25 protein-coding genes are annotated in these 26,025 nt (G+C 65.4%); 13 read left to right on the plus strand and 12 right to left on the minus strand.

The genetic code is table 11. The annotated features are described in order from the left end of the window. Positions 1-30: 30 nt before the first annotated feature. On the minus strand, positions 31-1,458 hold the full coding sequence (locus ABL844_RS23605) for a sensor histidine kinase (protein ID WP_184641495.1): 1,428 nt from the start codon (positions 1,456-1,458) through the stop codon (positions 31-33). A gap of 351 nt (positions 1,459-1,809) precedes the next feature. Here ABL844_RS23605 and ABL844_RS23610 point away from each other — a divergent pair, with 351 nt between their 5' ends. From ABL844_RS23610 to ABL844_RS23650, 9 genes are all read left to right on the plus strand, one after another. Then, on the plus strand, positions 1,810-2,895 hold the full coding sequence (locus tag ABL844_RS23610) for a tartrate dehydrogenase (protein ID WP_126024279.1): 1,086 nt from the start codon (positions 1,810-1,812) through the stop codon (positions 2,893-2,895). Between the two features lie 36 nt (positions 2,896-2,931). Continuing rightward, complete coding sequence (locus tag ABL844_RS23615) at positions 2,932-3,882, plus strand: ABC transporter permease (RefSeq protein ID WP_369661268.1); 951 nt, start codon at positions 2,932-2,934, stop codon at positions 3,880-3,882. Beyond that, positions 3,879-4,778: an ABC transporter permease gene (locus ABL844_RS23620; protein WP_418117425.1), complete on the plus strand. Its 900-nt coding sequence runs from the start codon at positions 3,879-3,881 to the stop codon at positions 4,776-4,778. Before ABL844_RS23615 ends, ABL844_RS23620 begins: the two co-directional genes overlap by 4 nt. A gap of 175 nt (positions 4,779-4,953) precedes the next feature. Then, on the plus strand, positions 4,954-5,949 hold the full coding sequence (locus ABL844_RS23625; protein ID WP_184641491.1) for an ABC transporter ATP-binding protein: 996 nt from the start codon (positions 4,954-4,956) through the stop codon (positions 5,947-5,949). Continuing rightward, positions 5,946-6,764, plus strand: coding sequence for an ATP-binding cassette domain-containing protein (locus ABL844_RS23630; protein ID WP_418129154.1), 819 nt, complete (start codon positions 5,946-5,948; stop codon positions 6,762-6,764). The genes ABL844_RS23625 and ABL844_RS23630 overlap by 4 nt, the downstream gene beginning before the upstream one ends. A gap of 54 nt (positions 6,765-6,818) precedes the next feature. Next, the gene (locus ABL844_RS23635) at positions 6,819-8,312 is read left to right on the plus strand and encodes an ABC transporter substrate-binding protein (protein WP_418129155.1); all 1,494 of its coding nucleotides are present in this window, start codon (positions 6,819-6,821) and stop codon (positions 8,310-8,312) included. Between the two features lie 4 nt (positions 8,313-8,316). After that, a complete protein-coding gene (locus tag ABL844_RS23640) occupies positions 8,317-9,738 on the plus strand; it encodes an amidase (protein WP_418129156.1) in 1,422 nt (473 codons plus the stop codon). A gap of 24 nt (positions 9,739-9,762) precedes the next feature. Continuing rightward, positions 9,763-11,214 (plus strand): aldehyde dehydrogenase family protein, encoded by a 1,452-nt coding sequence (locus ABL844_RS23645; RefSeq protein ID WP_418129157.1) that lies wholly within the window; start codon positions 9,763-9,765, stop codon positions 11,212-11,214. Positions 11,215-11,223: 9 nt separating this feature from the next. After that, a complete protein-coding gene (locus ABL844_RS23650) occupies positions 11,224-12,117 on the plus strand; it encodes an NAD(P)-dependent oxidoreductase (RefSeq protein ID WP_418129158.1) in 894 nt (297 codons plus the stop codon). A gap of 269 nt (positions 12,118-12,386) precedes the next feature. Here ABL844_RS23650 and ABL844_RS23655 read toward each other — a convergent pair whose 3' ends face one another. Continuing rightward, positions 12,387-13,010: a tyrosine-type recombinase/integrase gene (locus ABL844_RS23655; protein WP_418129159.1), complete on the minus strand. Its 624-nt coding sequence runs from the start codon at positions 13,008-13,010 to the stop codon at positions 12,387-12,389. Between the two features lie 229 nt (positions 13,011-13,239). Further along, complete coding sequence (locus ABL844_RS23660) at positions 13,240-14,217, minus strand: LysR family transcriptional regulator (RefSeq protein WP_418129161.1); 978 nt, start codon at positions 14,215-14,217, stop codon at positions 13,240-13,242. Between the two features lie 120 nt (positions 14,218-14,337). Here ABL844_RS23660 and ABL844_RS23665 point away from each other — a divergent pair, with 120 nt between their 5' ends. Next, positions 14,338-15,264 (plus strand): alpha/beta hydrolase, encoded by a 927-nt coding sequence (locus tag ABL844_RS23665; RefSeq protein WP_418129163.1) that lies wholly within the window; start codon positions 14,338-14,340, stop codon positions 15,262-15,264. Between the two features lie 155 nt (positions 15,265-15,419). Here ABL844_RS23665 and ABL844_RS23670 read toward each other — a convergent pair whose 3' ends face one another. Continuing rightward, positions 15,420-16,166, minus strand: a complete 747-nt coding sequence (locus ABL844_RS23670) for an SDR family NAD(P)-dependent oxidoreductase (protein WP_418129165.1) — start codon at positions 16,164-16,166, stop codon at positions 15,420-15,422. A gap of 12 nt (positions 16,167-16,178) precedes the next feature. After that, positions 16,179-16,589, minus strand: coding sequence for a DoxX family protein (locus ABL844_RS23675; RefSeq protein WP_418117431.1), 411 nt, complete (start codon positions 16,587-16,589; stop codon positions 16,179-16,181). Between the two features lie 91 nt (positions 16,590-16,680). Between ABL844_RS23675 and ABL844_RS23680 the strand changes: the two genes are divergently transcribed. Next, positions 16,681-17,076, plus strand: coding sequence for a winged helix-turn-helix transcriptional regulator (locus ABL844_RS23680; protein WP_418117430.1), 396 nt, complete (start codon positions 16,681-16,683; stop codon positions 17,074-17,076). Between the two features lie 81 nt (positions 17,077-17,157). Here the strand turns inward: ABL844_RS23680 and ABL844_RS23685 are convergent, their stop codons facing one another. The 3 genes from ABL844_RS23685 to ABL844_RS23695 form a co-directional block, all read right to left on the minus strand. Further along, positions 17,158-17,547, minus strand: a complete 390-nt coding sequence (locus tag ABL844_RS23685; protein WP_418129167.1) for a hypothetical protein — start codon at positions 17,545-17,547, stop codon at positions 17,158-17,160. A 55-nt stretch (positions 17,548-17,602) separates the two neighbouring features. Continuing rightward, positions 17,603-18,127, minus strand: coding sequence for a hypothetical protein (locus ABL844_RS23690; RefSeq protein ID WP_418129169.1), 525 nt, complete (start codon positions 18,125-18,127; stop codon positions 17,603-17,605). A gap of 475 nt (positions 18,128-18,602) precedes the next feature. Next, on the minus strand, positions 18,603-19,577 hold the full coding sequence (locus tag ABL844_RS23695; RefSeq protein WP_418117435.1) for a LysR family transcriptional regulator: 975 nt from the start codon (positions 19,575-19,577) through the stop codon (positions 18,603-18,605). 193 nt (positions 19,578-19,770) lie between these two features. Between ABL844_RS23695 and ABL844_RS23700 the strand changes: the two genes are divergently transcribed. Beyond that, a complete protein-coding gene (locus ABL844_RS23700; protein ID WP_418129171.1) occupies positions 19,771-20,520 on the plus strand; it encodes a glucose 1-dehydrogenase in 750 nt (249 codons plus the stop codon). Positions 20,521-20,549: 29 nt separating this feature from the next. Further along, positions 20,550-20,939, plus strand: a complete 390-nt coding sequence (locus ABL844_RS23705) for a nuclear transport factor 2 family protein (protein ID WP_418129173.1) — start codon at positions 20,550-20,552, stop codon at positions 20,937-20,939. Positions 20,940-21,080: 141 nt separating this feature from the next. On the opposite strand, the gene ABL844_RS23710 is transcribed toward ABL844_RS23705, so the two are convergent. The 4 genes from ABL844_RS23710 to ABL844_RS23725 all read right to left on the minus strand — a co-directional run bounded on the left by ABL844_RS23710 (position 21,081) and on the right by ABL844_RS23725 (position 25,963). Then, the gene (locus tag ABL844_RS23710) at positions 21,081-21,350 is read right to left on the minus strand and encodes a hypothetical protein (protein ID WP_418129175.1); all 270 of its coding nucleotides are present in this window, start codon (positions 21,348-21,350) and stop codon (positions 21,081-21,083) included. A 494-nt stretch (positions 21,351-21,844) separates the two neighbouring features. Continuing rightward, positions 21,845-24,685: an ExeM/NucH family extracellular endonuclease gene (locus ABL844_RS23715; RefSeq protein WP_418129177.1), complete on the minus strand. Its 2,841-nt coding sequence runs from the start codon at positions 24,683-24,685 to the stop codon at positions 21,845-21,847. A 285-nt stretch (positions 24,686-24,970) separates the two neighbouring features. Next, positions 24,971-25,288: a YciI family protein gene (locus tag ABL844_RS23720; protein WP_418122032.1), complete on the minus strand. Its 318-nt coding sequence runs from the start codon at positions 25,286-25,288 to the stop codon at positions 24,971-24,973. A 48-nt stretch (positions 25,289-25,336) separates the two neighbouring features. Then, the gene (locus tag ABL844_RS23725; RefSeq protein ID WP_418129180.1) at positions 25,337-25,963 is read right to left on the minus strand and encodes an FMN-dependent NADH-azoreductase; all 627 of its coding nucleotides are present in this window, start codon (positions 25,961-25,963) and stop codon (positions 25,337-25,339) included. Positions 25,964-26,025 lie beyond the last annotated feature (62 nt).

A 26,025-nucleotide genomic window follows, 5' to 3' on the forward strand; every position in this document is an offset into this window, starting at 1 on the left:
GCCCCATCCTAAGAGGGATGCGCCCGCTTGTCAGCCAGCCGACAGCGGCAGCCACACGGTCGCGCGCAGGCCACGACCGCCCTCCCCGTCGGACAGCTCGATGCGCCCGCCATGCTTCTCAAGCACCGACCTGACGATGGCCAGCCCCAGTCCGCTGCCCGACTGCGTCTGGTCCGGATTGCGGAAGAAGCGGTCGAACACGCGCTCGCGCAGCGCGGGCGGAATGCCCGGGCCCTGGTCCGTCACGCGCAGCACCGCATCCGATGACTCGCGCCCGACGCGCACCGTGACAGCGCCGCCATCGGGGCTGTACTTGATGGCGTTCTCCACCAGGTTGCTCACCATCGAGATCAGGCTTTCCCTCTCGCCGTGCACCGGCACCGGTTCGGGTACTTCAGAGGCGAACTCCAGCGCGATGCCGCGCGCCCGCGCCAGTGCCTCGACGAGCGGAATGCGGTCGCGCACCAGCGCATCGAAGGCCAGCGTCGCGGGCAAGGCGTCCAGCGGCATCTCGTCGCTTCGCATCAGTTGCCGCAGCTGGCCCACCAGCCGTGCCGCGCGGTCGTTGCTTCGCAGCAGGTTGGCCATGAGCTCGCGCTGCCCGGGGTCGGAGGTCCGGGCCTTCAGCGCCTCGACGTTCACGCGCATCGCATCGAGCGGGGTGCGCAGCTCGTTGGCCGCGTCGGCGATCAGGCCGCGCTCGCGCGATGCGCGGTCGCGCACGCTGCGCAGCAGTCCGTTGATGCCGCTCACCAGTGGCTGCAGTTCCTTGTGCGGCGGCTCGAAGGTCAGCGGCGAAAGATCGGCCGGGCCGCGCTCGGCCGTCTCCTTCGTCACCTGCCGCCACGGCCGCAGCGCAAGCATCACCGAGAGCCAGGCCGGGAAGACGACGAACGGCAGGCTGATGGCCAGCGGCAGCAGGTAGTAGCTGCGGTGTTCGATGGTGAAGTTCAGGCGCAGCACGTCGGGCTCCGCCAGCAGTACGCGCGTGTCCAGCAGCGGCGAAGTCATCGAGCGGGCGCGCCACACGCGATCGCCGGCGCGCACCTGCTCCACCCGCCCGGGCATCTGCGTGTGCATGAGCGGCGCACTCGGCGCGGAGTTGTAGATGAGCCGGCCCTGCTGCCACACCTGCAGCACGGGCGCCCGATCCTGATCGGATTTGAAGTCGCTCGAAGTCTCCTGCAGCGCCATGTCGAAGGCCTTGAGCGTCTGCTGCTGACGCGCGGGATCGAAGGCCAGGTTCTGCGCGCAGGCCATGATGCTTTCGAAGACCTTGTCGTAGCGCACCAGCTCGGGCAGGCGGTTCGAGTCATACAGGAAGAGCGCCAGCGTGGCGCACCACAGCAGCCCCGCCACCGCGATCTGCGCGAACAGCAGGCGCCGCACCAGCGAGGGCTGGAGCCACCGTCGGATGCGGCGTGCGACCGCCTTCGCGGCAACGGACAAGAAATTCATGGGTCTCCTGGCGAGCGGTCTCTGCGGAGCGCCTCGCGAGCGCGCGGAGTATCGGGCAGGGCCGCGCGGGCTGCTTCAGAAAACCTTCATGTAGGAGGCTCGAGGGCTTTCATGCGAGAGTCATCGGGAGCTTTCGCCTTCTAATTATTCGAATTCGAAGTCGGTTCCGTGACACACGATTTCTTCATTGCCATAGGGAAACGCATCGACACAGCCTTCTTATTTTGTCAAGGCGAACTGGGTGCGAACCCCCTGCGCAGGCCCGTTTCTCGCTTCTAGAATTTTTTCGAAAGCCCGCGTCACGAGCGCCGGTGCCCCCCGAACGAAACGAACTTTGAACAGGTTGAGTCAATGCAGAAAAAGCACAGGATTGCAGTCATTCCCGGAGACGGCATCGGCGTCGAGGTCATGCCCGAAGGGCTGCGCGTTCTCGACGCGGTCGGTCGCCGCTTCGGCATCGATTTCTCCTACGACCATTTCGACTGGGGTTCCGACCACTACGTGCGCACCGGCCTGATGATGCCGGCCGACTGGGCCGACAAGATCCAGGGCCACGACGCCATCTACTTCGGCGCCGTGGGCGCGCCCGACAAGGTGCCCGACCACATCGCCGTGTGGGGCCTGCTCATCAAGATCCGCCGCGACTTCGACCAGTACGTCAACCTGCGTCCGGTGCGCCTGATGCCCGGCGTGCCCGGCCCGCTGGCGCACCGCAAGCCCGGCGACATCGACTTCCTGGTGGTGCGCGAGAACACCGAGGGCGAATACACCTCCGTGGGCGGCCGCCTGTTCGAGGGCACGCCGCGCGAGATGGCGATCCAGGAAGCGGTGTTCACCCGTACCGGCGTGGACCGCATCATCGACTACGCGTTCACGCTCGCCAACCGCCGCAAGCGCAAGAGCCTGACGGCCGCCACCAAGTCGAACGGCATCTCCATCACCATGCCCTACTGGGACGAGCGCCTGGCCGAGATCGCCAAGCGCTACCCCGACGTGGCGACGAACAAGTTCCACATCGACATCCTGTGCGCGCATTTCGTGCAGCACCCCGACTGGTTCGACGTGGTCGTGGCCTCCAACCTCTTCGGCGACATCCTGTCCGACCTGGGCCCGGCCTGCACCGGCACCATCGGCATCGCGCCGTCGGCCAACCTCAACCCCGAACGCAAGTTCCCGTCGCTCTTCGAACCGGTGCACGGCTCCGCACCCGACATCGCGGGCAAGGGCATCGCCAACCCGATCGGCCAGATCTGGTCGGCCGCGCTGATGCTCGACCACCTCGGCGGCGACGATCCCGTCTATGCACAGGCTTCGGCCGCCGTGCTCTCCGCCATCGAGACCGTGCTCAGCGAAGGCCCCCGCACCCGCGACATGGGCGGCACCGCGAACACCGTGGACGTGGGCCGCGCCATCGCCGAATGCATCTCGGCAGCATGACGCCCTGCCTCCCCAGTAGCGACCTGAGAGGCTGAGATGGGCCTGTTCCTGCTGAAGCGCACGCTGACGCTGATCGGCACCCTGATCGGCGCCTCGGTCATCGTCTTCCTCGTGCTCGAGATCCTGCCCGGCAACGCCGCGCAGATGCTCATGGGCCCCGACGCCTCGCCCGAGGCCGTGGCCGCCCTGGCCACCAAGCTCGGCCTCGACCAGCCCGCGTGGACGCGCTACTGGCACTGGATCGGCGGCCTGCTCACCGGCAACCTCGGCGACAGCTACGCCTACAGCTCGCCCGTGCTCGACCTCATCCTCGAACGCTTGGCGCTGACGGTGCCCCTGGCCGTGCTCGCCATGGCGCTCACCGTCGTGATCGCCCTGCTCGTGGGCGTGACCGCCGCGGCCCGCCACAACAAGCTCGGCGACGTCGGCCTCATGGGCATGGCCCAGGTCGGCATCGCCATTCCGAACTTCTGGTTCGCCATCCTGCTGATCCTGGTGTTCTCGGTGCAGCTGCAGTGGTTCTCCGCCGGCGGCTTCGAGGGATGGGGCGAAGGCATCTTCGCGGGGATCAAGTCGCTGCTGCTGCCAGCCCTTTCCCTGGCCGTGGTGCAAGCGGCGATCCTGGCGCGCATCACGCGTTCGGCAGTGCTGGAGGTGATGCGCGAGGACTTCGTTCGCACCGCGCGCGCCAAGGGCGTGTCGCAGCGCATGGTGCTTTGGACGCACGTGCTGCGCAACGCGATGATCCCCGTCATCACGGTCATGGGCATGCAGTTCTCGGAGCTGTTGGCCGGCACCATCGTCGTGGAGAACGTGTTCTATCTTCCCGGCCTGGGCCGGCTGATCTTCCAGGCCATCAGCAACCGCGACCTGATCGTGGTGCGCAACTGCGTGATGCTGCTGGCGGCCATGGTGGTCATCGTGAACTTCGTGGTCGACGTGCTGTATGCCGTGATCGACCCGCGCATCAAGGCCAGCGACATATGAGCGCCGTCAATCCAACCTCCGCCGCGCTGCCCGCCGCTCCCTCCGGCGTGGCACTGAAGGCCCCCGGCTTCTGGCGCCGCGCACTGCGGCATCGCAGCTTCTGCATCGGGGGCGTGCTGGCCGCACTGCTGGTGCTCGCCGCGCTGATCTCCTATGTGTGGACGCCCTACTCGCCCTACGGCATGGACATGGCGAACAAGCTGCAGGCGCCGTCCGGTTCGCACTGGCTCGGCACCGATGCGTTCGGCCGCGACGTGGCCTCGCTGCTGCTCGTCGGCGCGCGCGCATCCATCCTTGTGGGTGTGATCGCGGTGGGCATCGGCCTGGTGGTCGGCACCGCCTTGGGCCTGCTAGCAGCCGCCAGGCGCGGCTGGGTCGAGGAAGCAGTGATGCGGCTGTCCGACTTCACGCTGGCGTTTCCCGCCATTCTCTCGGCCATCATGATGACGGCCGTGTTCGGCGCAGGCATCGTGAATGCCATCGTGGCCATCGGCATCTACAACATCCCGACCTTCGCGCGCATCACGCGTGCATCGGCCAACGCGATCTGGTCGCGCGAGTACGTCGCCGCCGCGCGCGCCTGCGGCAAGGGCAGTTTCGCGATCACGATGCAGCACGTGCTGCCGAACATCTCGGCCGTGCTGATCGTCCAGATCACCATTCGCTTCGCCATCGCCATCCTCGCGGAAGCCGCCCTCTCCTACCTCGGCCTGGGCACGCAGCCGCCGCAACCTTCGTGGGGGCGCATGCTCAGCGAAGCCCAGACCCTCATGTTCCAGCAGCCGCTGCTGGCCGTTTTTCCCGGCATGGCGATCGCGCTCGCGGTGCTCGGCCTGAACATGCTCGGCGACGGCCTGCGCGACCTGCTCGATCCTCGTCTTGCGCGTGCACGGTGAAGAGGTGGTCGATGAACGAGCACTTCAAATGCGGGTACCAGTACGCAGAGGGCGCGAAGGTTTCGCGAAGGTCGCGAAAGAAATCCATAAACAATTTTCCTGATTCCCTTCTGCGACTTCTGCGTAGCTTTTGTCTTCCTTCTGCGTTCGGCTGCCCGATCCCGATCCACTGACCATGCCACTCCTCGAAGTCAACAACCTCCAGATCGGCCTGCAGACCCAGCGCGGGCCGGCGCAGGCCGTGCGCGGCATCTCGTTCTCGCTGGAGCGCGGCGAAACGCTGGGCATCGTCGGCGAATCCGGTTGCGGCAAGTCGATCACCGTGATGTCGCTGATGGGCCTGCTGCCCTCCACCGCCAAGGTTTCGGGCAGCATCAAGCTCGACGGGCAGGAGCTCGTCGGGCTGCCCGAAAAGAAGATGTGCGAGATCCGCGGCAACCGCATCGGCATGATCTTCCAGGAGCCGATGACGGCCCTGAACCCGGTGCACACCATCGCGCGCCAGGTCGGCGAGCCGCTGCGGCTGCATCGCGGCCTGACCAAGGAGCAGGCCCGCAAGGAAGCGCTGAACCTGCTCGACCGCGTGGGCATTCCCGACGCGGCCTCGCGGCTCGATGCGTACCCGCACCAGTTCTCCGGCGGCCAGCGCCAGCGCATCGGCATCGCGATGGCGCTCGCCTGCGGCCCCGACCTGCTGATTGCCGACGAGCCGACGACCGCGCTCGACGTGACCATCCAGAAGCAGGTGCTCGACCTGATCCAAGGCCTGGTCAAGGAAATGGGCATGGCGCTGATCCTGATCTCGCACGACCTCGGCGTGATCTCCAACAGCGTGAAGCGCATGCTCGTGATGTACGGCGGCAGCGCGGTGGAAAGCGGCCCGACTGACGCGGTGTTCGCCGGACGCGCCCATCCCTACACCCGCGGCCTGTTCGCGGCGCGCCCCGCCCTCGGCGCGGTGCGCGCGGGCCGGCTGCCGACCATCCGCGGCAGCGTGCCCGAGCTGGTCGACATGCCGCGCGGCTGTGCCTTCGCCGGCCGCTGCGCCCACACCATCGACCTGTGCCAGAGCACGCGGCCGCGCGAGACGCTGCTGCCCAACGATCACGTGGTGCGCTGCCTGCGGCTCGGAGAAATCGCCGCATCCACCGCCAGGACCGCCACCGCATGAGCCAGCCCGCTGCTAACGCCCGCCAGCCCCTGCTGGCAGTGAACAACCTCTATCGCCACTACGCGCTCCCGCGCGAAAAGCTCTTCGGCCCGCCGCCGACCGTGAAGGCGCTCAACGGCGTGAGCTTCGAAGTGCAGGCCGGCCAGAGCGTGGGCATCGTCGGTGAATCGGGCTCGGGCAAGTCGACCATCGCGCGCTTGGTGATGGCCCTCGATACGCCGACCTCGGGCACAGTGTCGCTCGAAGGTCGCAACCTGCACGCGCTTTCCAAGGAAGAGCTGCGCGTCGCACGCCGCGACTTCCAGATGGTGTTCCAGGACCCGTACGGCTCGCTCGATCCGCGCCAGACGGTCGCGCGCATCGTCGCAGAGCCGCTCGAAGCGCTCGCTGCCACCACGCGTGCAGAGCAGCGCGAACGCGCCGCCGAGACCCTGGCCGCCGTGGGCCTGCGCACCACCGACATGGACAAGTACCCGCACGAGTTCTCGGGCGGACAGCGCCAGCGCATCGCCATCGCACGCGCCCTCATCACGCGCCCCAAGCTCATCGTGGCCGACGAACCCGTGAGCGCGCTCGACGTGTCGGTGCAGGCGCAGGTGCTCAACCTCATGCAGGACCTGCAGCAGCAGTTCGGCATCAGCTACCTGCTCATCAGCCACGACCTCGCAGTGGTCAACCACCTTTGCGACGAGGTCTGCGTGGTCTTCAAGGGCCGCATCGTGGAACGCGGCCGCCCGGCCGACCTGTTCGAGCACGCGCAGCACGAGTACACGCGCACCCTGCTTTCCGCCGTCCTGCACACGCCGTCGCGCTAGCCGGGACGAGCCCTCTTTCCCCTCCCTTTCACCCTCACCTCCAGGAACTATCGAATGTTGAAGCGACGCACACTCATGACTTCCGCCATGGCCGCGGCGATCCCGGGTGTCTTCCTGCCCCAGGCCCGCGCGCAGGCCGGCAAGAACACGCTGACGATCGGCATGCCACTCGAACCGCCGGGCCTGGACCCGACCAGCGGCGCCGCGTCGGCCATCGCGGAGATCACGCAATACAACATCTTCGAGACGCTCACCAAGGTGAATGCCGATGGATCGGTCACGCCGATGCTGGCGGAGAGCTGGTCGTCGTCGCCCGACATGAAGACCTTCGTCTTCAAGCTGCGCAAGGGCGTGCGCTTCGAGAACGGGCAGCCCTTCAACGCGAACACGGTGAAGTTCTCGTACGACCGCGCGGGCGGTGCCAAGAGCACCAACAAGGACAAGCGCTTCTTCAGCGAGATCGGCACCGTGGTGCTCGACGAGTACACGGTGGGCGTCAACAGCACGCTGCCCAACCCCGACCTGCCCTTCATGCTGGGCCAGTCGACCGCCTGCATTGTCGAGCCCAAGAGCGCAGAGACGAACGCCACCGCACCCGTGGGCACCGGCCCCTACAAGCTGGCGGCATGGCAGCGCGGCGCCTCGTGCACGCTCGTCAAATCGCCCACCTACCGCGACCCGAACCTCGCGAAGACGCAGAAGTTCGTCTTCCGCTTCATGTCGGACACCGCCGCGCAGACCGCCGCGCTGCTGTCGAACGACATCGACATCTTCCCGCGCGCGGGCACGCGCTCGGTGAGCCAGTTCAAGGGTAACTCGCGCTTCCAGGTGATCGAGGTTGGCACGCGCGGCAAGGTGATCCTGACCATCAACAACCGCAAGAAACCGCTGGACGACGTGCGCGTGCGCCGCGCGATCCTGGCGGCCATCGACCGCAACGCGATCATCCAGGGCGCGGCGGACGGCTTCGGCAGGCCCATCGGCAGCCACTACGCGCTGGGCGCGCCGGGCTTCATCGACACCACCGCGATGAACCCCTTCGACGTGGAAAAGGCGAAGAAGCTGCTGGCCGAGGCCGGCGTGAAGACGCCGCTGGAACTGCGCCTGCAGCTGCCTCCGCCCTCCTACGCCCGCCAGGGCGGCGAGGTGATCGCCGCGCAGCTCGCGCAGATCGGCATCAACGTGAAGATCCAGAACGTCGAATGGGCGCAGTGGCTCAGCGGCACCTTCGGCGGCGCGCACGACTTCGACCTGACCATGGTCGCGCACGTGGAGCCCTTCGACCTGGTGAAGTACACCGAGCCCGACTACTACTGGGGCTACGACTCGAAGAAGTTCCGCGACCTGTTCGTCACCATCCAGAACGAAGAGAACAAGAAGCGCCGCGCCGACCTGCTGGCCGACGCCCAGCGCATGCTGGCGACCGATGCGGTCAACGGCTTCCTCTACCAGGCGGTGTTCCCGACCATCGCGCGCAAGGAAGTGAAGGGCCTGTGGCCGAGCATGCCGATCGTGGTGAACGACCTGGCCGCGATCTCGTGGGGCTGATGCGATGAGCACCTCGACTTCGAAGCCGCTTTATGCCCTGGGCGTGCAGGAGCTGCATGCCGCCTATGCAGCCAAGGAACTCTCGCCGGTGGAAGTGGCACGCTCGGTGAACGAGCGCATCGCGGCGTACGAGCCCGAGCTGCACGCCACCTGGCTCTTCCGCCCCGAGCTGGCGCTGGAGCAGGCCCGCGCCTCCGAAGCCCGCTGGCTGGCCGGCAAGCCGCTGGGCACGCTCGACGGCGTGCCGGTGACCATCAAGGACAACCTCGCGACCAAGGGCGATGCGATGCCGCTGGGCACCGCCGCCTACGAGCTGGTGCCGATGACGTACGACTCGCCGCCCGCCGCGCGCCTGAAGGAAGATGGCGCCGTGCTGATCGCCAAGACCACCATGCCCGACCTGGGCATGCTGTCGTCGGGACTGTCGAGCTTTCATGAACTCTCGCGCAACCCGTGGGACCTGTCGCGCACGCCCGGCGGCTCGAGCGCGGGCGCCGGCGCCGCAGCCGCTGCAGGTTATGGCCCGCTGCACGTGGGCACCGACATCGGTGGCTCGCTGCGCCTGCCGGCGAGCTGGTGCGGCATCTACACGCTCAAGCCCAGCTTCGGGCGCATTCCGCTGAGCTCGCCCTACATGGGCCGCTGCGCCGGCCCGATGACGCGCACCGTGGCCGACTCGGCGCTGATGATGGCCTCGGTCGCGCAGCCCGACGACCGCGACTATTCGGAACTGCCGCCGCCCGCCATCGACTGGACGGCTTTCGAGGTCGACCCGTCGTTCATCAAGGGCAAGCGCGTGGCGCTGCACATGGACGCGGGCTGCGGCCTGCCGCTCGATCCGCAGATCGCCGAGGCCGTGCGCCGCGCGGCCGAGCGCATCGAGGCCGCCGGCGCCGTGATCGAAGAGATCCCGCCCTTCATGACGCCGAAGATGCTGCAGGGCATGGACCACTTCTGGCGCATGCGCTCGTGCATCGACATCCAGGCGATGGCGCCCGAAGTGCGCGCGAAAATCCTGCCGTACATCCGCGAATGGGCCGAGAGCGCGGCCGGCTTCTCGGGCGCGCACATCTTCGACGCCTACAGCCAGTTCATCGCGGCGCGGGCGGCGGCCATTGCGGCCACCAAGGCCTACGACTTCGTGATCTCGCCGGTGTCGCCCAACATGCCCGCGCCGGCCGACCACGCATCGCCCACCAACGACCCGATGCTGCCGCTGGAGCACATCGGCTTCACGGTGCCCTACAACATGTCGGAGCAGCCCGCTGCCTCGATCAACTGCGGCTACTCGGCCGAGGGCCTGCCGATTGGCCTGCAGATTGCCGGCCGCCGCTTCGACGACCTGGGCGTGCTGCAGTTCAGCCGCGCCTTCGAGCAGATCCGCGAACCGCAGAAACCCTGGCCGGAACCCAACACGTCCCGCTGACCGGCCTTCAGGAGACAAGACATCATGAACGCAGCAGCCCACTACATCGACGGACGCCACGTGCAGTCCGAAGGCAACGCCACCATCGACGTGATCGACCCGAGCGATGGCAGCAAGTTCGGCGAGATCGCGCGCGGCACCGCCGCCGACGTGGACACCGCCGTGCGCGCCGCACGCCAGGCCATGGGCGAGAACTTCGACGGCCCCTGGGGCGGCATGACCGCGCTGCAGCGCGGCCGCCTGCTCGCCAAGCTCGGCGCCGCCGTCATGGAGCATCACGAGGAGCTGGCCCAGCTGGAGGCGCGCGACACCGGCAAGGCGCTGCGCGTGGCGCGCAACGACGCCACCGCGCTGGCCCGCTACATGGAGTACTACGCCGGCGCCTGCGACAAGCTGCACGGCGACACCCTGCCCTACGAGCGCGGCTACACCGTGCTGACGGTGCGCGTGCCGCACGGCGTGACGGGCCACATCATTCCCTGGAACTACCCGATGCAGATCGCGGGCCGCAGCGTGGGCGCATCCCTCGCGGCCGGCAACGCCTGTGTGGTGAAGCCGGCGGAAGACGCGAGCCTGTCGCTGCTGCGCCTGGCCGAGATCGCGACCGAGGTCGGCTTTCCGGCCGGCGCGCTCAACGTGGTGACCGGCTACGGCAAGGAAGCCGGCGCTGCGCTGTGCGCACACCCCGGCATCGACCACATCTCGTTCACCGGCTCGACCATGACCGGCCGCAGCGTAGGCCTGGCCGCTGCCGAGCGCCATTGCCCGGTGACGCTGGAGCTGGGTGGCAAGTCGCCGCAGATCGTGTTCGCGGATGCCGACCTCGACGCGGCGGAGCCGGTGCTGCTGAACGCCATCATCCAGAACGCCGGCCAGACCTGCTCGGCGGGCAGCCGCGTGCTGGTGGAGCAGTCGGTCTATGAAGAAGTGGTGCAGCGGCTCGCGAAGCGCTTCACGGCCGTACGCGCCGGCACGCCCGCCGAAGACCTGGACATGGGCCCGCTCATCAACGAAAAGCAGTTCCGCCAGGTGCGAGACATGGTCGCGACCGCCGAGGCCGCCGGCCTGAAGGTGGCGGCGCGCGGCACCGTGTCGCCCAACGCGTCTTCCACCGGCTACTACCAGGAAGCTGTGCTCTTCCGCGACGTGCCGCACGAGAGCGACATCGCGCAGCGCGAGATCTTCGGCCCCGTGCTGGCCCTGACGCCTTTCGCCGACGAGGCCGAGGCGGTGCGCCTGGCCAACGGCACGGACTTCGGGCTGGTGGCCGGCGTGTGGACTCGCGACGGCGCGCGCCAGCTGCGCATGGCGCACAAGCTGCACTGCGGCCAGGTCTTCGTCAACAATTACGGTGCGGCGGGTGGTGTAGAACTGCCATTCGGCGGCGTGAAATCCAGCGGCTTCGGCCGCGAGAAGGGCTTCGAGGCCCTGCTCGGTTTCACGACCCTCAAGACCATCGCCATCAAGCACGGATGAAGACAACACATGACAAGCACTGAACAGCAGCAAGCGCCGCGCAAGGTCGGCCTCGTCGGCGTGGGCCTGATGGGCCACGGCATCGCCAGCAACATCGTCAAGCACGGCCACCAGCTCACCGTGCTGGAGCACGCGGGCAACCAGCCCATCGACGGCCTGCTGAAGGCCGGCGCCACTTCGGTGAAGGACGTGGCCACGCTGGCCGCGCAGGTCGACGTGCTGATCCTGTGCGTGACCGGCACGCCGCAGGTCGAGGCCGTGATGCTGGGCGACAACGGCGCGCTCACCACGCTGCGCCCCGGCACCGTGGTCATCGACTGCTCCACCGCAGTGCCCGCCTCCACCGCCAAGGTGGCTGAAACCGTGAGCGCCAAGGGCGGCAAGTTCATCGACGCGCCCATGACCCGCACCGCGAAGGAAGCCGCCGAAGGCCGGCTGAACCTGCTGGTGGGCGGCGACGAGCAAGTGCTGGCCTCGTGCCTGCCGGTTTTGCGCTGCTTCGCCGAGAACATCACGCACGTGGGCGGCATCGGTGCCGGCCACGCGATGAAGCTGCTGCACAACTTCGTGTCGCTGGGCACCGTGGCGCTGCTGTGCGAGGCCGCGGCCTGCGCCGAACGCGCCGGCGTGAAGCCCGACGTGTTCGTCGATGTGCTCGCCAAGGGCGGCGGCAACGGCGTGGCGCTGGAACGCGTCAAGCCCAAGCTGCTGACCGGCAGCACCGATTCGCTGAAGTTCTCGATGGCGAATGCGAAGAAGGACCTGGGGTACTACAACGACATGGCCCAGCAGTCGTCTTCGAGCCATGGCATTGCGCAGGCTGTGGATGCGCTGCTGACGCATGGGGTCGAGAAGTTCGGTGGGGACCGGATGGTGCTTGATCTGGTTGAGGCCTTGCGCTGAATACTCGACCGTTCCTGCCCTGTGCGATGCCGATTTCATTCGGGGCTCATGCACAGGGCACCGGACAGGCATTGCTCCGAAGGATCGATCTCGGCCGCGGTCGACATGGGCATGACTGCGTTCAATGCCCGTTCCAGACTGGTTTCAGCCAGTCGACGCGGCCCGCTGAATGACTGCCATGCGCCGCGATCGAGCCATCCGGCGGCGCATCGAGCCGCTTCACCGCCGTAGCGTGGAAGACGGATCTGCGCCTCTCAATCGGCACTCGCTCAGATTTCCGTCTGCTCCGAGATCTCCAGGGCGTCATCCACATCGATGCCCAGGTATCTGACGGTCGACTCGAGCTTGGAGTGGCCGAGCAGCAGCTGCACCGCGCGGAGGTTCCTCGTTCGCCGGTAGATCAGCGTCGCTTTCGTCCGTCGCATCGAGTGCATTCCGTAGTCGGCAGGATCTAGTCCAAGCTCTCTGACCCAGCCGCCAAGAATCCGGGCGTACTGCCGGGTGCCGAGGTGCGGCGAGTCGTGCATTCGGCTCGGGAACAGGAAGTCGTCCGATCGCAGTCCGGTGCGCCGGATCCAGGCCTGCACGGCCTCGCGGGTTCCGGGCGTCAGCTCGAACTGCACCGGACGCTGCGTCTTGTGCTGCATCACCGTTGCCCGTGGGGCAACTTGCTCTCCGTGGCAGACGTCCCTGACTTTCAGGCTGACAAGGTCGCAGCCTCGCAGCTTACTGTCCAAGCCCAAGTTGAAGAGGGCGAGTTCGCGCACTCGACCCTGCAGTTGCAGCCGCACCCGCAGCGCCCAAATGTCCTTGAGCTTGAAAGGCGCCTTCTGGCCGACGATCTTGCCCTTGCTCCAGGGCTCACGACAGTTTCCAGTGTCTGCTGATCCCATGATGGTCTCCCATCGAGTTGAGGGAACGTGAGCATGCGCGCGCCGTGTGCAGTTGTCCTTGATGCAGCACTTGCGTTCCATGGGTTAGGCATCCGCTTTCGCGGCTATGCCTGAACTGCGGCAAGGGGCACAATTGGCCACAAGCGGTCGGCGGCGAAGGTCTGCAATGCGGTAGTCCGGCCGCGCAAGCGCGCTGCACCTACGGCGACACCCCCGAGGGCCAGCGGCATCAGCTACGCTTCTCTTTGGACCTGCCCTCCCGTGACTTGGTGGGCGCGGCAGGGGCCTCACGCTTCTCGACCAGAAAGTCCATCAGAGCACGCACCTTGGCAGGCATCTGATCGCGTGTGGGCACGTAGAGGTAGAAGCCTGCGAACGGCATGCACCAGCCAGCCAGCACTCGTTCGAGTTGACCTGCGGCCAAGTGCGGCTGCACGGCGAGGTCCAGGTGCTGGATCAAGCCCACGCCTTGCAACGCCGCCCGCAGCATGCCCTCGTCGTCGTTGGTCAGATAGCTGCCCTTGGGCTCGAAGCGGAATGCATGGCCCGCGACACTTGGGTCGCTGAATTCCCAGCGGAAGATTGCGCCGCTGCCCGTTTGGCGGAACCGGATGCAGTCGTGTTGCACCAGGTCTCCCGGGGACTCGGGCCGGCCGCGGCGCGCGAAGTAGTCGGGCGAGGCAACCACCGCCATCGACAGCATGGGCGAGATCGGCACCGCCACGACATGCTCGGCCAGACTCTCGCCCAGCCGGATACCCGCATCGCACCCGTCGGCGACGATATTCGATAGCGCGTCGTCCATCACCAGTTCGAGCTGCAGCTTCGGATGGCGCGCCAGGAACTCCTGCAAGTGGGGCTCAATCAAGCAACGCGCCGCAATACGCGAGCTGTTGACGCGGAGCAGGCCGCTAGGCTCGGCAAGCGATTCGCCCAGCCCGTGCACCGCGCGGTCAATGCCGCCCAGTGCTGGAAGCAAGGCGTCGTAAAGGCGCTGCCCCTCTTGGGTGAGCGAGACGTCGCGTGTAGTGCGGTGAAGGAGCCGCGCGTCCAGACGTCGCTCCAGGGCCTGCAGGTTCTGCGACAGCGCAGCGCGCGTGACGCCCATCTCTGCCGCGGCCTTGGTGAAGCTGCGGTGACGTGCGATCACTGCGAACCACGCCAGCGCCGGCAGAAGCCCTGGATCCACTGCGGTGCGAAGAGGCATTTTGTCAATCCTGGCTTATCACTGTGCTTGCGATTATGGGCTTCCCATTGACCAATGGCTTGTCTACGCTGCACTCCTGCATCGATTAATCCTCTCGACCACCGCTACCAAGGAGTCCCCATGAAGGCCGTCACCATTCGCCACCCAGGAATGCTGGGCGACATCGCCGCCACGCTGCAGTTCCCGCCAGACTTCGATGAGAAGAAGACTTATGCCGCCATCGTCAGCGCGCACCCGATCGGTAGCTGCAAGGAGCAGACCGCGGGCAACGTCTACGGCAAGGCGTTGGCCGAAGCCGGCTTCGTCGTCATCGCCTTCGACCGCAGCACGCAGGGCGCCAGCGGCGGCGAGCCGCGCTACATCGAGGACCCGGTGCTGGCAGTGGAAGACTTCCGCCACGTGGTGGACTATCTGGTCACTCTGCCCTACGTCGATGCCGAGCGCATTGGCGTGCTCGGCATCTGCGGCGGTGGAGGGTATGCCATCAACGCCACGATGACCGAACGACGCTTCAAGGCTTTGGCCAGCATCACCGGCGTCAACTTCGGCCGCCTGTGTCGCGAAGGCTTCAGCGGCTACGACCCCATCGGGGCGATGGAGGCCATGGCGCGGCAACGCACGGCCGAAGCCCGCGGCGGCCAGCCACAAGTCGATCTTTTTGTGCCAACCTCACTCGACGATGCACGGAAGGCCGGCATGACCGACGTCGATGTGTTGGGTGCTACCGACTACTACCGCAACCGCTGCGTCAATGAGGGCGCCGGCACGCGCGCGCTTTTCTCGCGCCGGGCCTCGGCCGTGGGCTGGGATGCCTTTCATCTCGCGGAGACGTTGCTCACCGCGCCGATGATCGTGGTGATGGGCGACAAGCCCGGTTCCTTCGGCGCCTATCGCGATGGACAGGAAATTTATGGCCGGGCGGCGTCCAAGCATAAGGAACTTGTAGTAGTCGAGGGCGCGTCCCACTACGAGCTGTACGACCAGCCGGGTCCGGTGGGCAAAGCCCTGGAGAAGCTCATCCCCTTCATGCGCAAGCACCTAGGTTGAAAGCTGCTGAAGCCTGCGTTTCAGCAAGGGCGCCGACTGTCCGCTTTGCCACGCGTAAACGCGGTCTGATGAGCGGCGGCTCAGGGCCCATACCGGCTATACGTGTTGCTCCGTAGCGGTCATTCTTGGGGGCGGCTGTTCTGCTGGCGCTCTCATCAGCGACCTGCATCGATGATGTGGCCGCCATCAGGGGAGAGGCTGTACCCGGTCAAGAATTTCGCATCCGTGCTCGCAAGAAACAAGACGACGGGTGCGATGTCCTGCTCGGGTGAGCCATACCGACCAAGCGCATTTGACGGTGGAGGCGCATTGGCCGCCGCAGCGCCCCACGTATCGGCAACGGGCATGACGTTGTTGACCGTAATGTTGTCCTTGCCCCATTCGTGTGCTGCGGTCCGAGTCAGCGCGCGTACAGCCTCCTTGGCCATGTTGTACGGGCCGTAGGGCGTGAGCCCGGTCACACCGGCCAAGGACGCGAAGTTGATAACTCGCCCCTCACCGCACGCCTTCAAATACGGATAGCAGGCTTGCATCGTCCGGAGGTAGGCGATCGGACTCATGTCGAAGTTGCGCTGCAACTGCTCGGCAGAGAGTTCGAGGATCGAAGCTTGAACTACCGATGGGTCGAACGCGACGTTTACCAGGATGTCGACGCCACCGTAGGCTGCTACCACCTTCTCCACTGCCATCGAGATCTGCTCAGTCTTGCTCACATCGCAGCGCACGCCTAGGGCGGTGCCGCCCGCGATCTCGATGTCGCCCACGACAGCATCGATGTTGGCCTGAGTGAGTGAGACAACAGCTACCTTTGCGCCTTCTGCTGCGAAGAGCTTGGCCGTGGCGCGGCCGATTCCGCGGCCCGCCCCGAAGACTATTGCCACTTTCCCATTGAGTCGTGTCATGTCTGTTTCCTTTTAGATGAGGGGTGCCTGGAAGACCGTGGCGAGCGGTGCGTAGGGCGATGGAAGTTGGCGAACGGCGTTTTGCGTCACGAATGAGGCGATTAGAAGGACGAGGCCTACGGCCGCCGGGACCGCGGCTGTGGGCTTACGGACACCAAGGTGAGCCATGCCAGCCAGGATCAGGTGATAGAAGATGCCGGCGTAGGCCAGATCACTGAGCGCCACGTTGAAGCGCCACAAAATCGCAAGAGGTCCGAGCACCTTGACCACGACCATGAGGGGCACCAGGTAGGGCGCTGAATAGCCAAGATCTGCCTGCGCGTTGCGAACGAAGTCGCCCTTGGCGATGTACATGGTGGCGGACGCGAAATAAAGCAGAGCGAGTAGCGCGGTGCTGAGCCAATAGATGTATGTAGCGGCCATGATTTCCTGATCAGTTCCTTGAGTTCGAAATGCAGCAAGGATGTCGACTAAGATAAAAACTGACAAGTAGGATGAAAAAATGGCGCTTAGTATGGTTAAGCAGACTAATGAAGACTCAGGTCTCAACATGCACGAGGAAATGCGTCGCGCCTTTGCCCTGCTATCGGGCAAATGGAAGCTGGAAATCATGTGGCTGCTCAATCAGCGCGTGTACCGCTTCGGAGAACTGCGCAAGGCCATTCCTGGCATCACCCAGCACATGCTGACGGCTCAGCTTCGCGAACTGGAGGCAGATGGCCTGGTGTCGCGCACGGTGTTCGCGGAAGTCCCACCGCGGGTCGAATACGAAATCACCGAGAAGGCGCGAGGACTCGGACCGACGATGGCGGCACTCACCGCGTGGTGGACCGAATACGGGCGAAGCGTGCCCGTCAAGAATGCTACGCGTGGCCGCGCTGCTAAGGCGACAAAGTCGAAGTCAGGGTGATGCTATGCCCGCGCCACGCGGGGGCTTCGATGCTCGGCTCGCCTAAATTCCGACCCATGTTCGAAGGTCTGGTCTTGGCCGTTAGGCCCCAGTGGCGCCGTTGTATCGACGATAGCTTTTACGGTAGAGATTAAAAAAGTTTCGCATTTCCTCCGTCAGGTCCGAGGCATCTACGACCTTCCAAAATCTGGCTTCACCAAGGAGAGGCGCCAGGGCAACCAGACCATTGCCGGCGCTATTCTGCGCAGCGTGAAGCCATTCCACAAGCAACGCCTCAACATGATTATTTGGAAGTTGCGACGATCTTGCGAGCGACATGCTGTACGTGTAGTTCAGCGGCCAGAGCGCACGGATGAACGCCAACCGTTTTTCAACTGAAATGCCTCGAAGCCACTTTCGTAGATCGACGTCTACTTGGGCCGCCGCAGGCCTCTTCTTAAACTGTTCGGGCGTGAAAGCTTCGGATTCCATTGGAGGGACGATTGGAGAAAGACTTGAACGTCTGGTATTGGCCGAGGTCACCCGTTTAGCTCGCATGGACTTCTACCAGACCATCGGCACGGCGCACTACTCCACAAATCCAGAGAGGCTCGGTGTCCCCCTCGTAGTTTTCCACGATGAATTCCTCTGCATACCCGTCAGTGGCCTGAGGGTCAGCGGACCAGTACGCCACCTCGTAAAGATAGTCGCCTCGCTCGTGCTCGTAGCAGATACTGACTGGTTCAAATGTCTCGATGGCAAGCCCGTGCAACCACCGAAGAAATGGCAGATTCCAATCGCCGATGTATCCGACCTTCTCGGCGTCGTCGAGGTCCAACTCGTGCAACACCGAACAGCTCTCCGCGCCTCTCCAGAGTGCAAGGTCCGATGAGTGCTGCGTGGATTCATCGCCGTAAATGTCCTTTAGCAAAAGAACATGCCGAACTTCTATTTTGAGATGGCCGTCGGAAACATGGGCGTGTTCAAGCGCCTCACGCAATCCCTCGCAGCGCCCTAGCCGGGCTACGATCTGGCCCGATTCGAGCACCGAGAGATTCACTTCAATTGGCATGGCAAGACTATGATGGCTTCATCAACCGCAGAGACAGCGGCGCTTGAATGCGGATTCAGCTGCACCGCCGAACGACAGCTCTTGGCCGGATTCTGCCGACTGTAGCCGAGGCGAGGCTGACGCCCCGGGCCCCTTGCAGCAATCAGTTCCAGCCACCGTAAATGACCGCTACATCGGATAGCAGTCGTTTGTCTGGTTGTAGGGCGATGTCCGCCCACACTCAGCGCCATGCAGGCGGCAGCGCTAGCTCTCGCGCCTAACACTATGGGATGCAGATGATTTCTTGCGCCCACCGCCGACTTCTCTCCAAATTCCGTCATAAAGCGTTCAGAGAAAGGCTGCAACCAGGTTATTGATGAAGGCCTGGGGGGGCAAGCGGAAGCCGCCAAGCGCACGAAATGGCAGTCCTCAGGATGATCCGTGCGGGGGCGACCCCATGACTTGGCTGGCGATGGAAAGAGCAGCGCCCCAGCGACTAGCCAGTTCGCCCTGCATGCCGTGCACGCGGCCTCGCGTAGGAAGATGCCGTCTTCGCGGGAGACTTTCCTTCATTGAGTCGCCCAGGGAAGACCTCGACCACCCAATCGATGAAGACCCGCAGTCGATGGGTGACATGCCGGGTCTGCGGGTAGACGACGTGGAAAGGATACGGCGCCGGTCGCCAGGGCTTCAGGATCTCCACCAGCGAGCCGTCGCGCAGCGATGAGTCGGCCGCATAGGTGAATGTCTGCACGATCCCCAGGCCTGCGACGCACGCGGCCAGATGTGCGTTGCTTTCGTTGACGCCCATGCGATGCTCGACCTTGATCTCGATCTTCTCGCCGTCGCGCTCGAATCGAAACGGCATGGCCCGGCCCGTCTGGCTGGACACGTAGCTCACCAGCCGGTGGCCGTTTTTCAGTTCGTCGGGGTATGCCGGCGTGCCGAACTGCTTGAGATAGTTTCGCGTGGCGCAGGTGATGAGCGCCGCGTTGCCCAGGTGCCGGGCCACGAGCGATGAACTGTCCAGCGGACCGCCGCGTATCACGCAGTCGACGTTGTCGCCGATCAGGTCCACCGGGCGGTCGGACACGCCCAGGTCGATGCGGATGTCCGGGTAGCGCGCCATGAAGTCCGGCAGCAGCGGAATGAGCACGTCACGCGCGGTGGAGCCGCCGACGTCGATGCGCAGATGTCCGCGCGGCCTGCCGCGTGCGAGATTGAACGAGGCATCGATGTCTTCAAGATCGCGCAGGATGCGCGTGCACTTGGCGTGGTAGTCCTGGCCTTCCGGCGTCACCGTCACGCGCCGGGTCGTGCGCTGCAGGAGCGACACCCCAAGATGGGCTTCCAGCTCTCGCACCAGCTTGCTCACCGTGGCGATGGGCATGTCGAGCGAATCGGCCGCGCGGGTGAACCCGCCGGCTTCCACCACGCGGGCGAAGGCGCGCATCGCCAGCAGTTGGTCCATGGGCATTCCTTGCTGCAGAACAAGCCCTTGATTATCCATATGCGTGGATAGTCATTCCATTCATCTCTCTTTTTCGTTCAATGAGCGAGGCCTACATTTGCTCCATGCCTCCAACAAGGCGTCGCTGCAGAAGTGCAGCGGACCGCCGCGAGGCACCGATCCATCCTCATCCATTCACGAAACGGAGCACACCATGAACAAGCAACTCGAAGGCAAGATCGCCCTGGTCGCCGGCGGCAGCAGCGGCATCGGCCTCGGTGCCGCGAAGGAACTCGCGGCGCAGGGCGCGCGCGTCTTCATCACAGGCCGTCGCCAGCAGGAGCTGGACGCGGCGGTCGCTCAGATCGGCTCTTCCGCCACGGCGCTGCGCGCCGACGCATCGGTGCTGTCGGACCTCGATGCCGTCTACGCTCACATCGCGAAGACGGCCGGCCGGCTGGACATCCTGTTCGCCAACGCTGGCGGCGGCGACATGATGCCGCTGGGCGCCATCACCGAAGAGCACTTCGACCGCATCTTCGGCACCAATGTGCGCGGCGTGCTGTTCACGGTGCAGAAGGCGCTGCCCCTGCTGAGCAACGGGGCCTCGGTGATCCTCACCTCCTCCACCACCTCCATCCAGGGCACGGCCAGTTTCAGCGTCTACAGCGCGAGCAAGGCGGCGGTGCGCAACTTCGCGCGCTCCTGGGCCCTGGACCTCAAGGGCCGCGGCATCCGCGTGAACGCCGTGAGCCCCGGCCCGATCCGCACGCCCGGCCTGGGCGACCTCGTGCCCGAGGAAGCGCGCCAGGGGCTCTTCGACCACCTGGCATCGCAGGTACCTCTGGGCCGGCTGGGCGAGCCCAGCGAGATCGGCAAGGCCGTGGCCTTCCTCGCGTCCGACGCCGCCAGCTTCGTCAACGGCATCGAGCTCTTCGTCGACGGCGGCATGGCCCAAGTCTGAGCTGCCCACGCATCCAGAGGAAATTGCAAATGACCAAACTGACCACCGCGACCGATCTGCTCAACGCCTATCTGGACAGCGTCTCGAGTCCCACGGCAGCCGGTGCACTCTTTGCGGAAGATGGCATCCTGGAACTTCCAACCATCAATGCGCGAGCCCAGGGGCCGGCCGCTGTTGCCAATTTGCTGACGGGGTTGCTGAAGAAAGTTCCAGACTTCGCTTTTCAAGAGCCTACGTTCTGGATCCAGACGCCCGATCGAGTGTTTGCCGAGTACAGGGTCGAGGCACTGGTTCCGGACACCGGCAAGATCTACCGGCAGGTCTACGCGGGAGTTCTGATCGCAGAGGACGGTCGAATCAAGCTGTTGCGGGAGGCTCTTGATACGGCCGAGGCGACTCGCGCGTTCAAGAAGGATTGAGTTCGACCTGCCCCTTCCGACGTACCAATGTTGAGTTGGCGAGTCCAAGGTTGTAGAGACTACTTGGTCTCCGCTGATTGCCTTGCATCGCCAGCGCGCTGGCGATGCAAGGCGGCGAACCTGCAGCCCGCAGACCAGCTCCTACCCGCCAGCCTCAGGCGCCCCACGCCGCGCCTTCTCGCTCACCTGAAACAACTCCCCAGCCTTGCGAGCCATCTCGGCCGCAAGCCAGAGCAGGTTGTTCAATTGCCGAGGCCCATCACCGCTGCACCAGTCGATCTCTTCACCGTGGCAAACCCACAGCAGGGCTTCGAGTTGAGTGAGGGTGTTTTCAAGAAGATCCGCCGGGTCTTGGGCGGTTTCTGCGGAAGCTACCGGCGTGCGAGGCCGGGCTATAGTCTTGGTAGCCATTTTTTGTGCGGTTCCTTCCAAGGTTGGTGCACGAACTTGGTTAGACGGCTGGGGTGCTGGTAACACCCTGGCCGTCGCCTTTTGATACCTCGCATCTGCATCGTTGCTTTCGCACCGACGACCTGCCGCGAGGCAAGCAGCCTTCGAACATCTGGTGGTAGCTTGGTGTGTTGCGCCTTTCTTCTCCCCTTGGCGGGGTATCGAGTGACAGGGGCATTCACTCTAGAGAAGAACACGGCAAGCGGCCGTTCCGCACAGCACGAAGTCGCAGAGACTGCCAACAAATGCAGCTTCCGCAATACGCTGTGCGCAGACCCCGCGGGCCTCTCACCGAGTCAGCCCCGTCGGCGTGAGCGTCGCCCTGAACAAGCAGCGCATCGATTGGTTCGAGCTTGCTTGAATCGTTTTCGGCCGGATCGAGGCGTTGCGCTGAACGCCCCTTCCCGATCTCTTTGCTGCATGCGGCGCGCCCTTGTACGGGCGCCCCGCAGCGTTCAGTTCACCGTGTGCGAGCCCAGACCCGCGGAGGTGTCGATGGGAAAACTGTCCCATTGCGTCGCCGTATCGAAAGCAATGCCCGGGTTGGGATCGCCCGATTTGATGGTGGGCTTGCGGCGCAACGTCTGGTTCAGCGTGCTGGCGCCGTTGGCGCTCTTCCACTCGGTTCCGGGGTCGAACCCGACCTGGCCGATGCGGTCGATGACCGTACCCGATTTCTCCAGCGTCAGGGCATCGTCGCCGTTGAAGTTGGCGACGCCGCTGTCGAACGTGCCGGCAGGCTTGAAGGCGGCGGTAGCACCGGAGTTCGCCAGCACGATCATGCCGCCAGGCGGCAGGGAGCCGCTCAGCGCCTGCGTGCTCGTAGCCGCGGTCGCGCCGTTCGAATACAGCTTGACGGCATAGAGGCTCAGGTCGATCGCCGAAGCGGTCGGGTTGTAGAGCTCGATCGCCTTGTTGTTCGACGAACCTTCCACGTACTCGCTGAAGAACAGATCGGGCGGGCCGGGCGGCAGCACCACGACCGTGGTGGTGACATTCACATTGCCCGTCTTCGTCGCGGTCTGGCCGGCGGAGTTGGTGAGCATGACCACCACGCTGAAGGTGCCGGGGGCCGCGTAGGTGTGCGTGACGGCGCCGGTGCCCGCTGCCGTGGTGGCGGCGGTGCCGTCACCCCAGTCGACCGTCAGCGACGTCAGGGTGGTCGCACCACCAGGCGTGGCTTCGGTGATGTCCATGCTGTAGGTCTCGCCGGTCTTCGCCGAAGCCGGAATCGACGCGCTGACGATGGGCTCGACCACGGCGGCATCGGCCGCGAGGTTCAAGCCCACCAGCACCGGGTCATGGTCCGACGCGCGGAACGGCGTGGGCGCGTAGCGGTCGTCGGTGGTGAAGTCGGTGTTGTAGTCGAGCGCGGTCGGTTCGTCGGAGTTGATGTGCCACACGTTCACGCCGTTGACCTGCGTCGCCAGCGAGGCCGATACGTAGGCATGGTCGAGCGCGCCGGTCTCGCCGCCGAACACGTAGGTGTAGCGGTCGGCCGCGGGCATGCGCTTGAGCAGGCTCTCGTTGCCCGCGGCCTCGAGTTGCTTGGTCGGGTCTTCGAGCAGGTAGCTGTTGAAGTCGCCCATCATCAGCACATCGGTCTCGACGGTCGTGCCCATAGCCTTGAGCTTGCCGACGAAGCTGTTCAGTGCCTGCGCCTGCTTGACGCGCGCGAGGTTCCAGCAGCCCTGGCCCTGGTCGACGTCGCCCGTGGTCGGGCAGCTGCCCTTGCTCTTCAGGTGATTGACCACTAACCAGAAGCCGCCGTTGTTGCCGACCACGCTGAAGCGCTGGGCCAGCGGCGGGCGGCCGCTGGCGGCGGTGTAGTCGGCCAGGTCGGCGCCGGTCGGCAGCACGACGTTGCCGACGCGCTGCACCTTCGCGGGCTTGTAGAGGATGTCGACCTTGATGGCGTCGGTGCCGAACACACCGCTATTGACCGCCGCATAGGTGTTCGCGCCGACCTTGGCGTTGAGGGCGGCCAGCAGGTCGTTCGTCGCGACGTCGGTGTTCTGGATCTCCATCAGGCCGATCACGTCGGCGTCGAGCCCCGCGATGGCCGCCACGATCTTGGCCTGCTGCCGCTTGAACTCGTTCAGGTTGTTCGCGCCGCGGCAGTCCGTCGCTACGCCTGTGCCGAGCAGGCAGACCTGACCGGTCTGGCCTGCAGAGTTCGTGCCGTCCTGGAAGGTGGTGAAGTAGTTGAGCACGTTGAGGCTGGCCACCTTCAGCGAGCCGCCGACCACCGGCGCCATGGGCTGGCGCGGATTGGCCTGCGCGAACACCGGCGCGACCGTCGGCTGGATGCGGTAGGCGCCGAAGTTGTGGCTCAGGATGCCGGTGATCTTCTGCGTGGTGTCGCCCATGCGGCGGGTGCCCTCGGTGCCGGCCGCGCTCAGGTACGGAATGGGGTTCGGGTTGGACACCGACGAGCCGTCGTCCAGCATGATGCGCGAGAGCAGGTTCTGCGCATGCGTCGCCGTCGCGTTGCCGTTGGTCGGGTTGAACTGGCGCCCGTTCAGCGACAGCACCATCTGGCCGTAGCGGCCCAGCTCGAAGAGCTCTGTCACCGCCAGGGGCTGCGCGATCTCGACCAGCATGCCCTCGTAGCGCTCCAGCGTGGATTCGTCCGCCACCGGCAGCGTGATCTGCGTGGGCTTGACGACCACGCCGCTGCCGCAGACGCTGACGGCCAGCGCAGTGGCACCAGTTCCGACGATCTCGGTGATGCTGTCAGGCTTCGCGCCGGCACCGGCTGTCTGGCCGAACTCGGTCACCTCGCCGGTGACCTGCACGAAGTCGCCGACGGCCACGCGGGTGCTGCCGCCCGGCGCGTAGACGAAGACGCCTTCGGAGGTCAGCGGATCGGCATCGGGCACGAGTTGCTGTACGAAGAATCCGTTCAGCTTCACCGAGGCGGAGCCGGAGTTCTGGAAATCGCCCACCACCACGCCGCGCACGGTCACGGCCTGGTTCGCCATGGGGCTGATGTGGCCCGTGCCTTGCACGGACGAGATGGCCGTCAGCGGTGCGCCGGCCGGAACGGCTGCCGCGCATGTGGGCGGCGGCACCTCGGGTGTGGCGTTGTCAGGCTGCGTGGCCGGTGGCTGCGTCGCCGGAGGCGGCGTGTTGCCGGAGGGCGAGCCGCCGGACGATGGGGGAATCAGTGGAAAGGAAGCGCCACCACCACCACCACCACCGCCGCCGCAGGCGGTCAGCGCGATGGCAAGAGCAGTCAGCGCCAGTGTCCTGAATGGCCACGCGGGCCTCGATCCTCGTCCTCGATGCGTCATTTGGGGTCTCTCTTGTTGTGGGGGCCGGCAAGCGAACCGCGGCCGTTTTTATGGTTCTTGTGTGTAACCCCCGAGACACCCCCAGGCAACCCTGGGTGATGGGGCGCCGGGCTGGCCGCCAGCGCCAAGCCGAATCCCGCCTGTGTCCTGTCCTGCTTGTGTCGAGCATGAATATCGCAAGCCTCGCGGCATGTTTCCCAGGAGGAGATGGCGCGAGGTCCCGCCGGAACATGCACCGAGGTCGAGCGCCTCTGCGCGTCTCTTGTGAAGTCGCCTGTGCGGATATCAGCCGGCGGCAATGGCTTTTGCCAATGGCGCCCATTGCGCCGCAAAGGCCTCCGCGCGCAGCGCCGGCTCGAAACTTTGCACCGAGACGGTGACCACGCGCTCGATCACGAAGGCGTCCTGCTCCATCATGGCTTCGAGTTCATTGGAGTCGGCGCAATGGACCAGCATCACCCCACCCGTGCCGTCCGCGAGTGGTCCTGCGGCGAGGATGTGTCCCGACTTGGTGAACCTGCCCAGCCATTGTTTGTGGGCGTCCAGATGCCCGTTGACTTCCTCGATGGGGCGCGCGTAGTTCAGCGTTACGACGTAAAGCATGGTTTTCCTCGGATGTTGAATGAAACGTGTGTTTGGGGCGATGCGCCTTCAGTCGCGCAGAGCCGCGTCGACCACCCGCAGCACGCCGGCCCGTGCGTCTTCCATGGCACGCGCCCGGATATCCGGGCCCCTGGACATGCTCTCGGCCCGCAGGTAATGCACGTCGGTGATGCCGATGAATCCGAAGGCCGCCTTGAGATAGGTCTCCTGGAAGTCGAGCGCGGCCATGGGCCCCGCGGTGTAGACGCCGCCGCGCGTGGAAGCGACGATCACGCGCTTGCCGCCGGCCAGGCCGACGGGACCGGCGGGCGTGTACTTGAAGGTCTTGCCGGGTTGCATGACGCGATCGATCCAGGCCTTCAACTGGGTCGCGACGGAGAAGTTGTACATGGGCGCGCCGACGACGATGACGTCGCTGCCCTGGAGTTCGTGAACCAGCGCGTTGGAGCGGGCATGTTCACGCGCCACGTGGGGGTCGTCCGAAGCGATGGACAGGTCGCGGAATCCGGAAGCGATGGGGCCGTCGAGATGAGGAATGGCGTCCAGCACGAGGTCGCGGTAGACGACGTTGACGTCCGGGTTGTGCGTGCGGATCGCCGACACGATGGAAGCACTGAGGGCGCGTGAACCGGAGGCATCGCCGAGGATGCTGGAATCGAGATGAAGGACTTGCATGATGTGGGAGTGTCGAGAGGAGCCATGAAGATAGGCGCGGCCTCCTCGCGGCACCAGACGGC

The organism is Variovorax sp. 278MFTsu5.1 (assembly GCF_048305045.1).
Classification (GTDB): Bacteria; Pseudomonadota; Gammaproteobacteria; order Burkholderiales; family Burkholderiaceae_C; genus Variovorax; species Variovorax guangxiensis.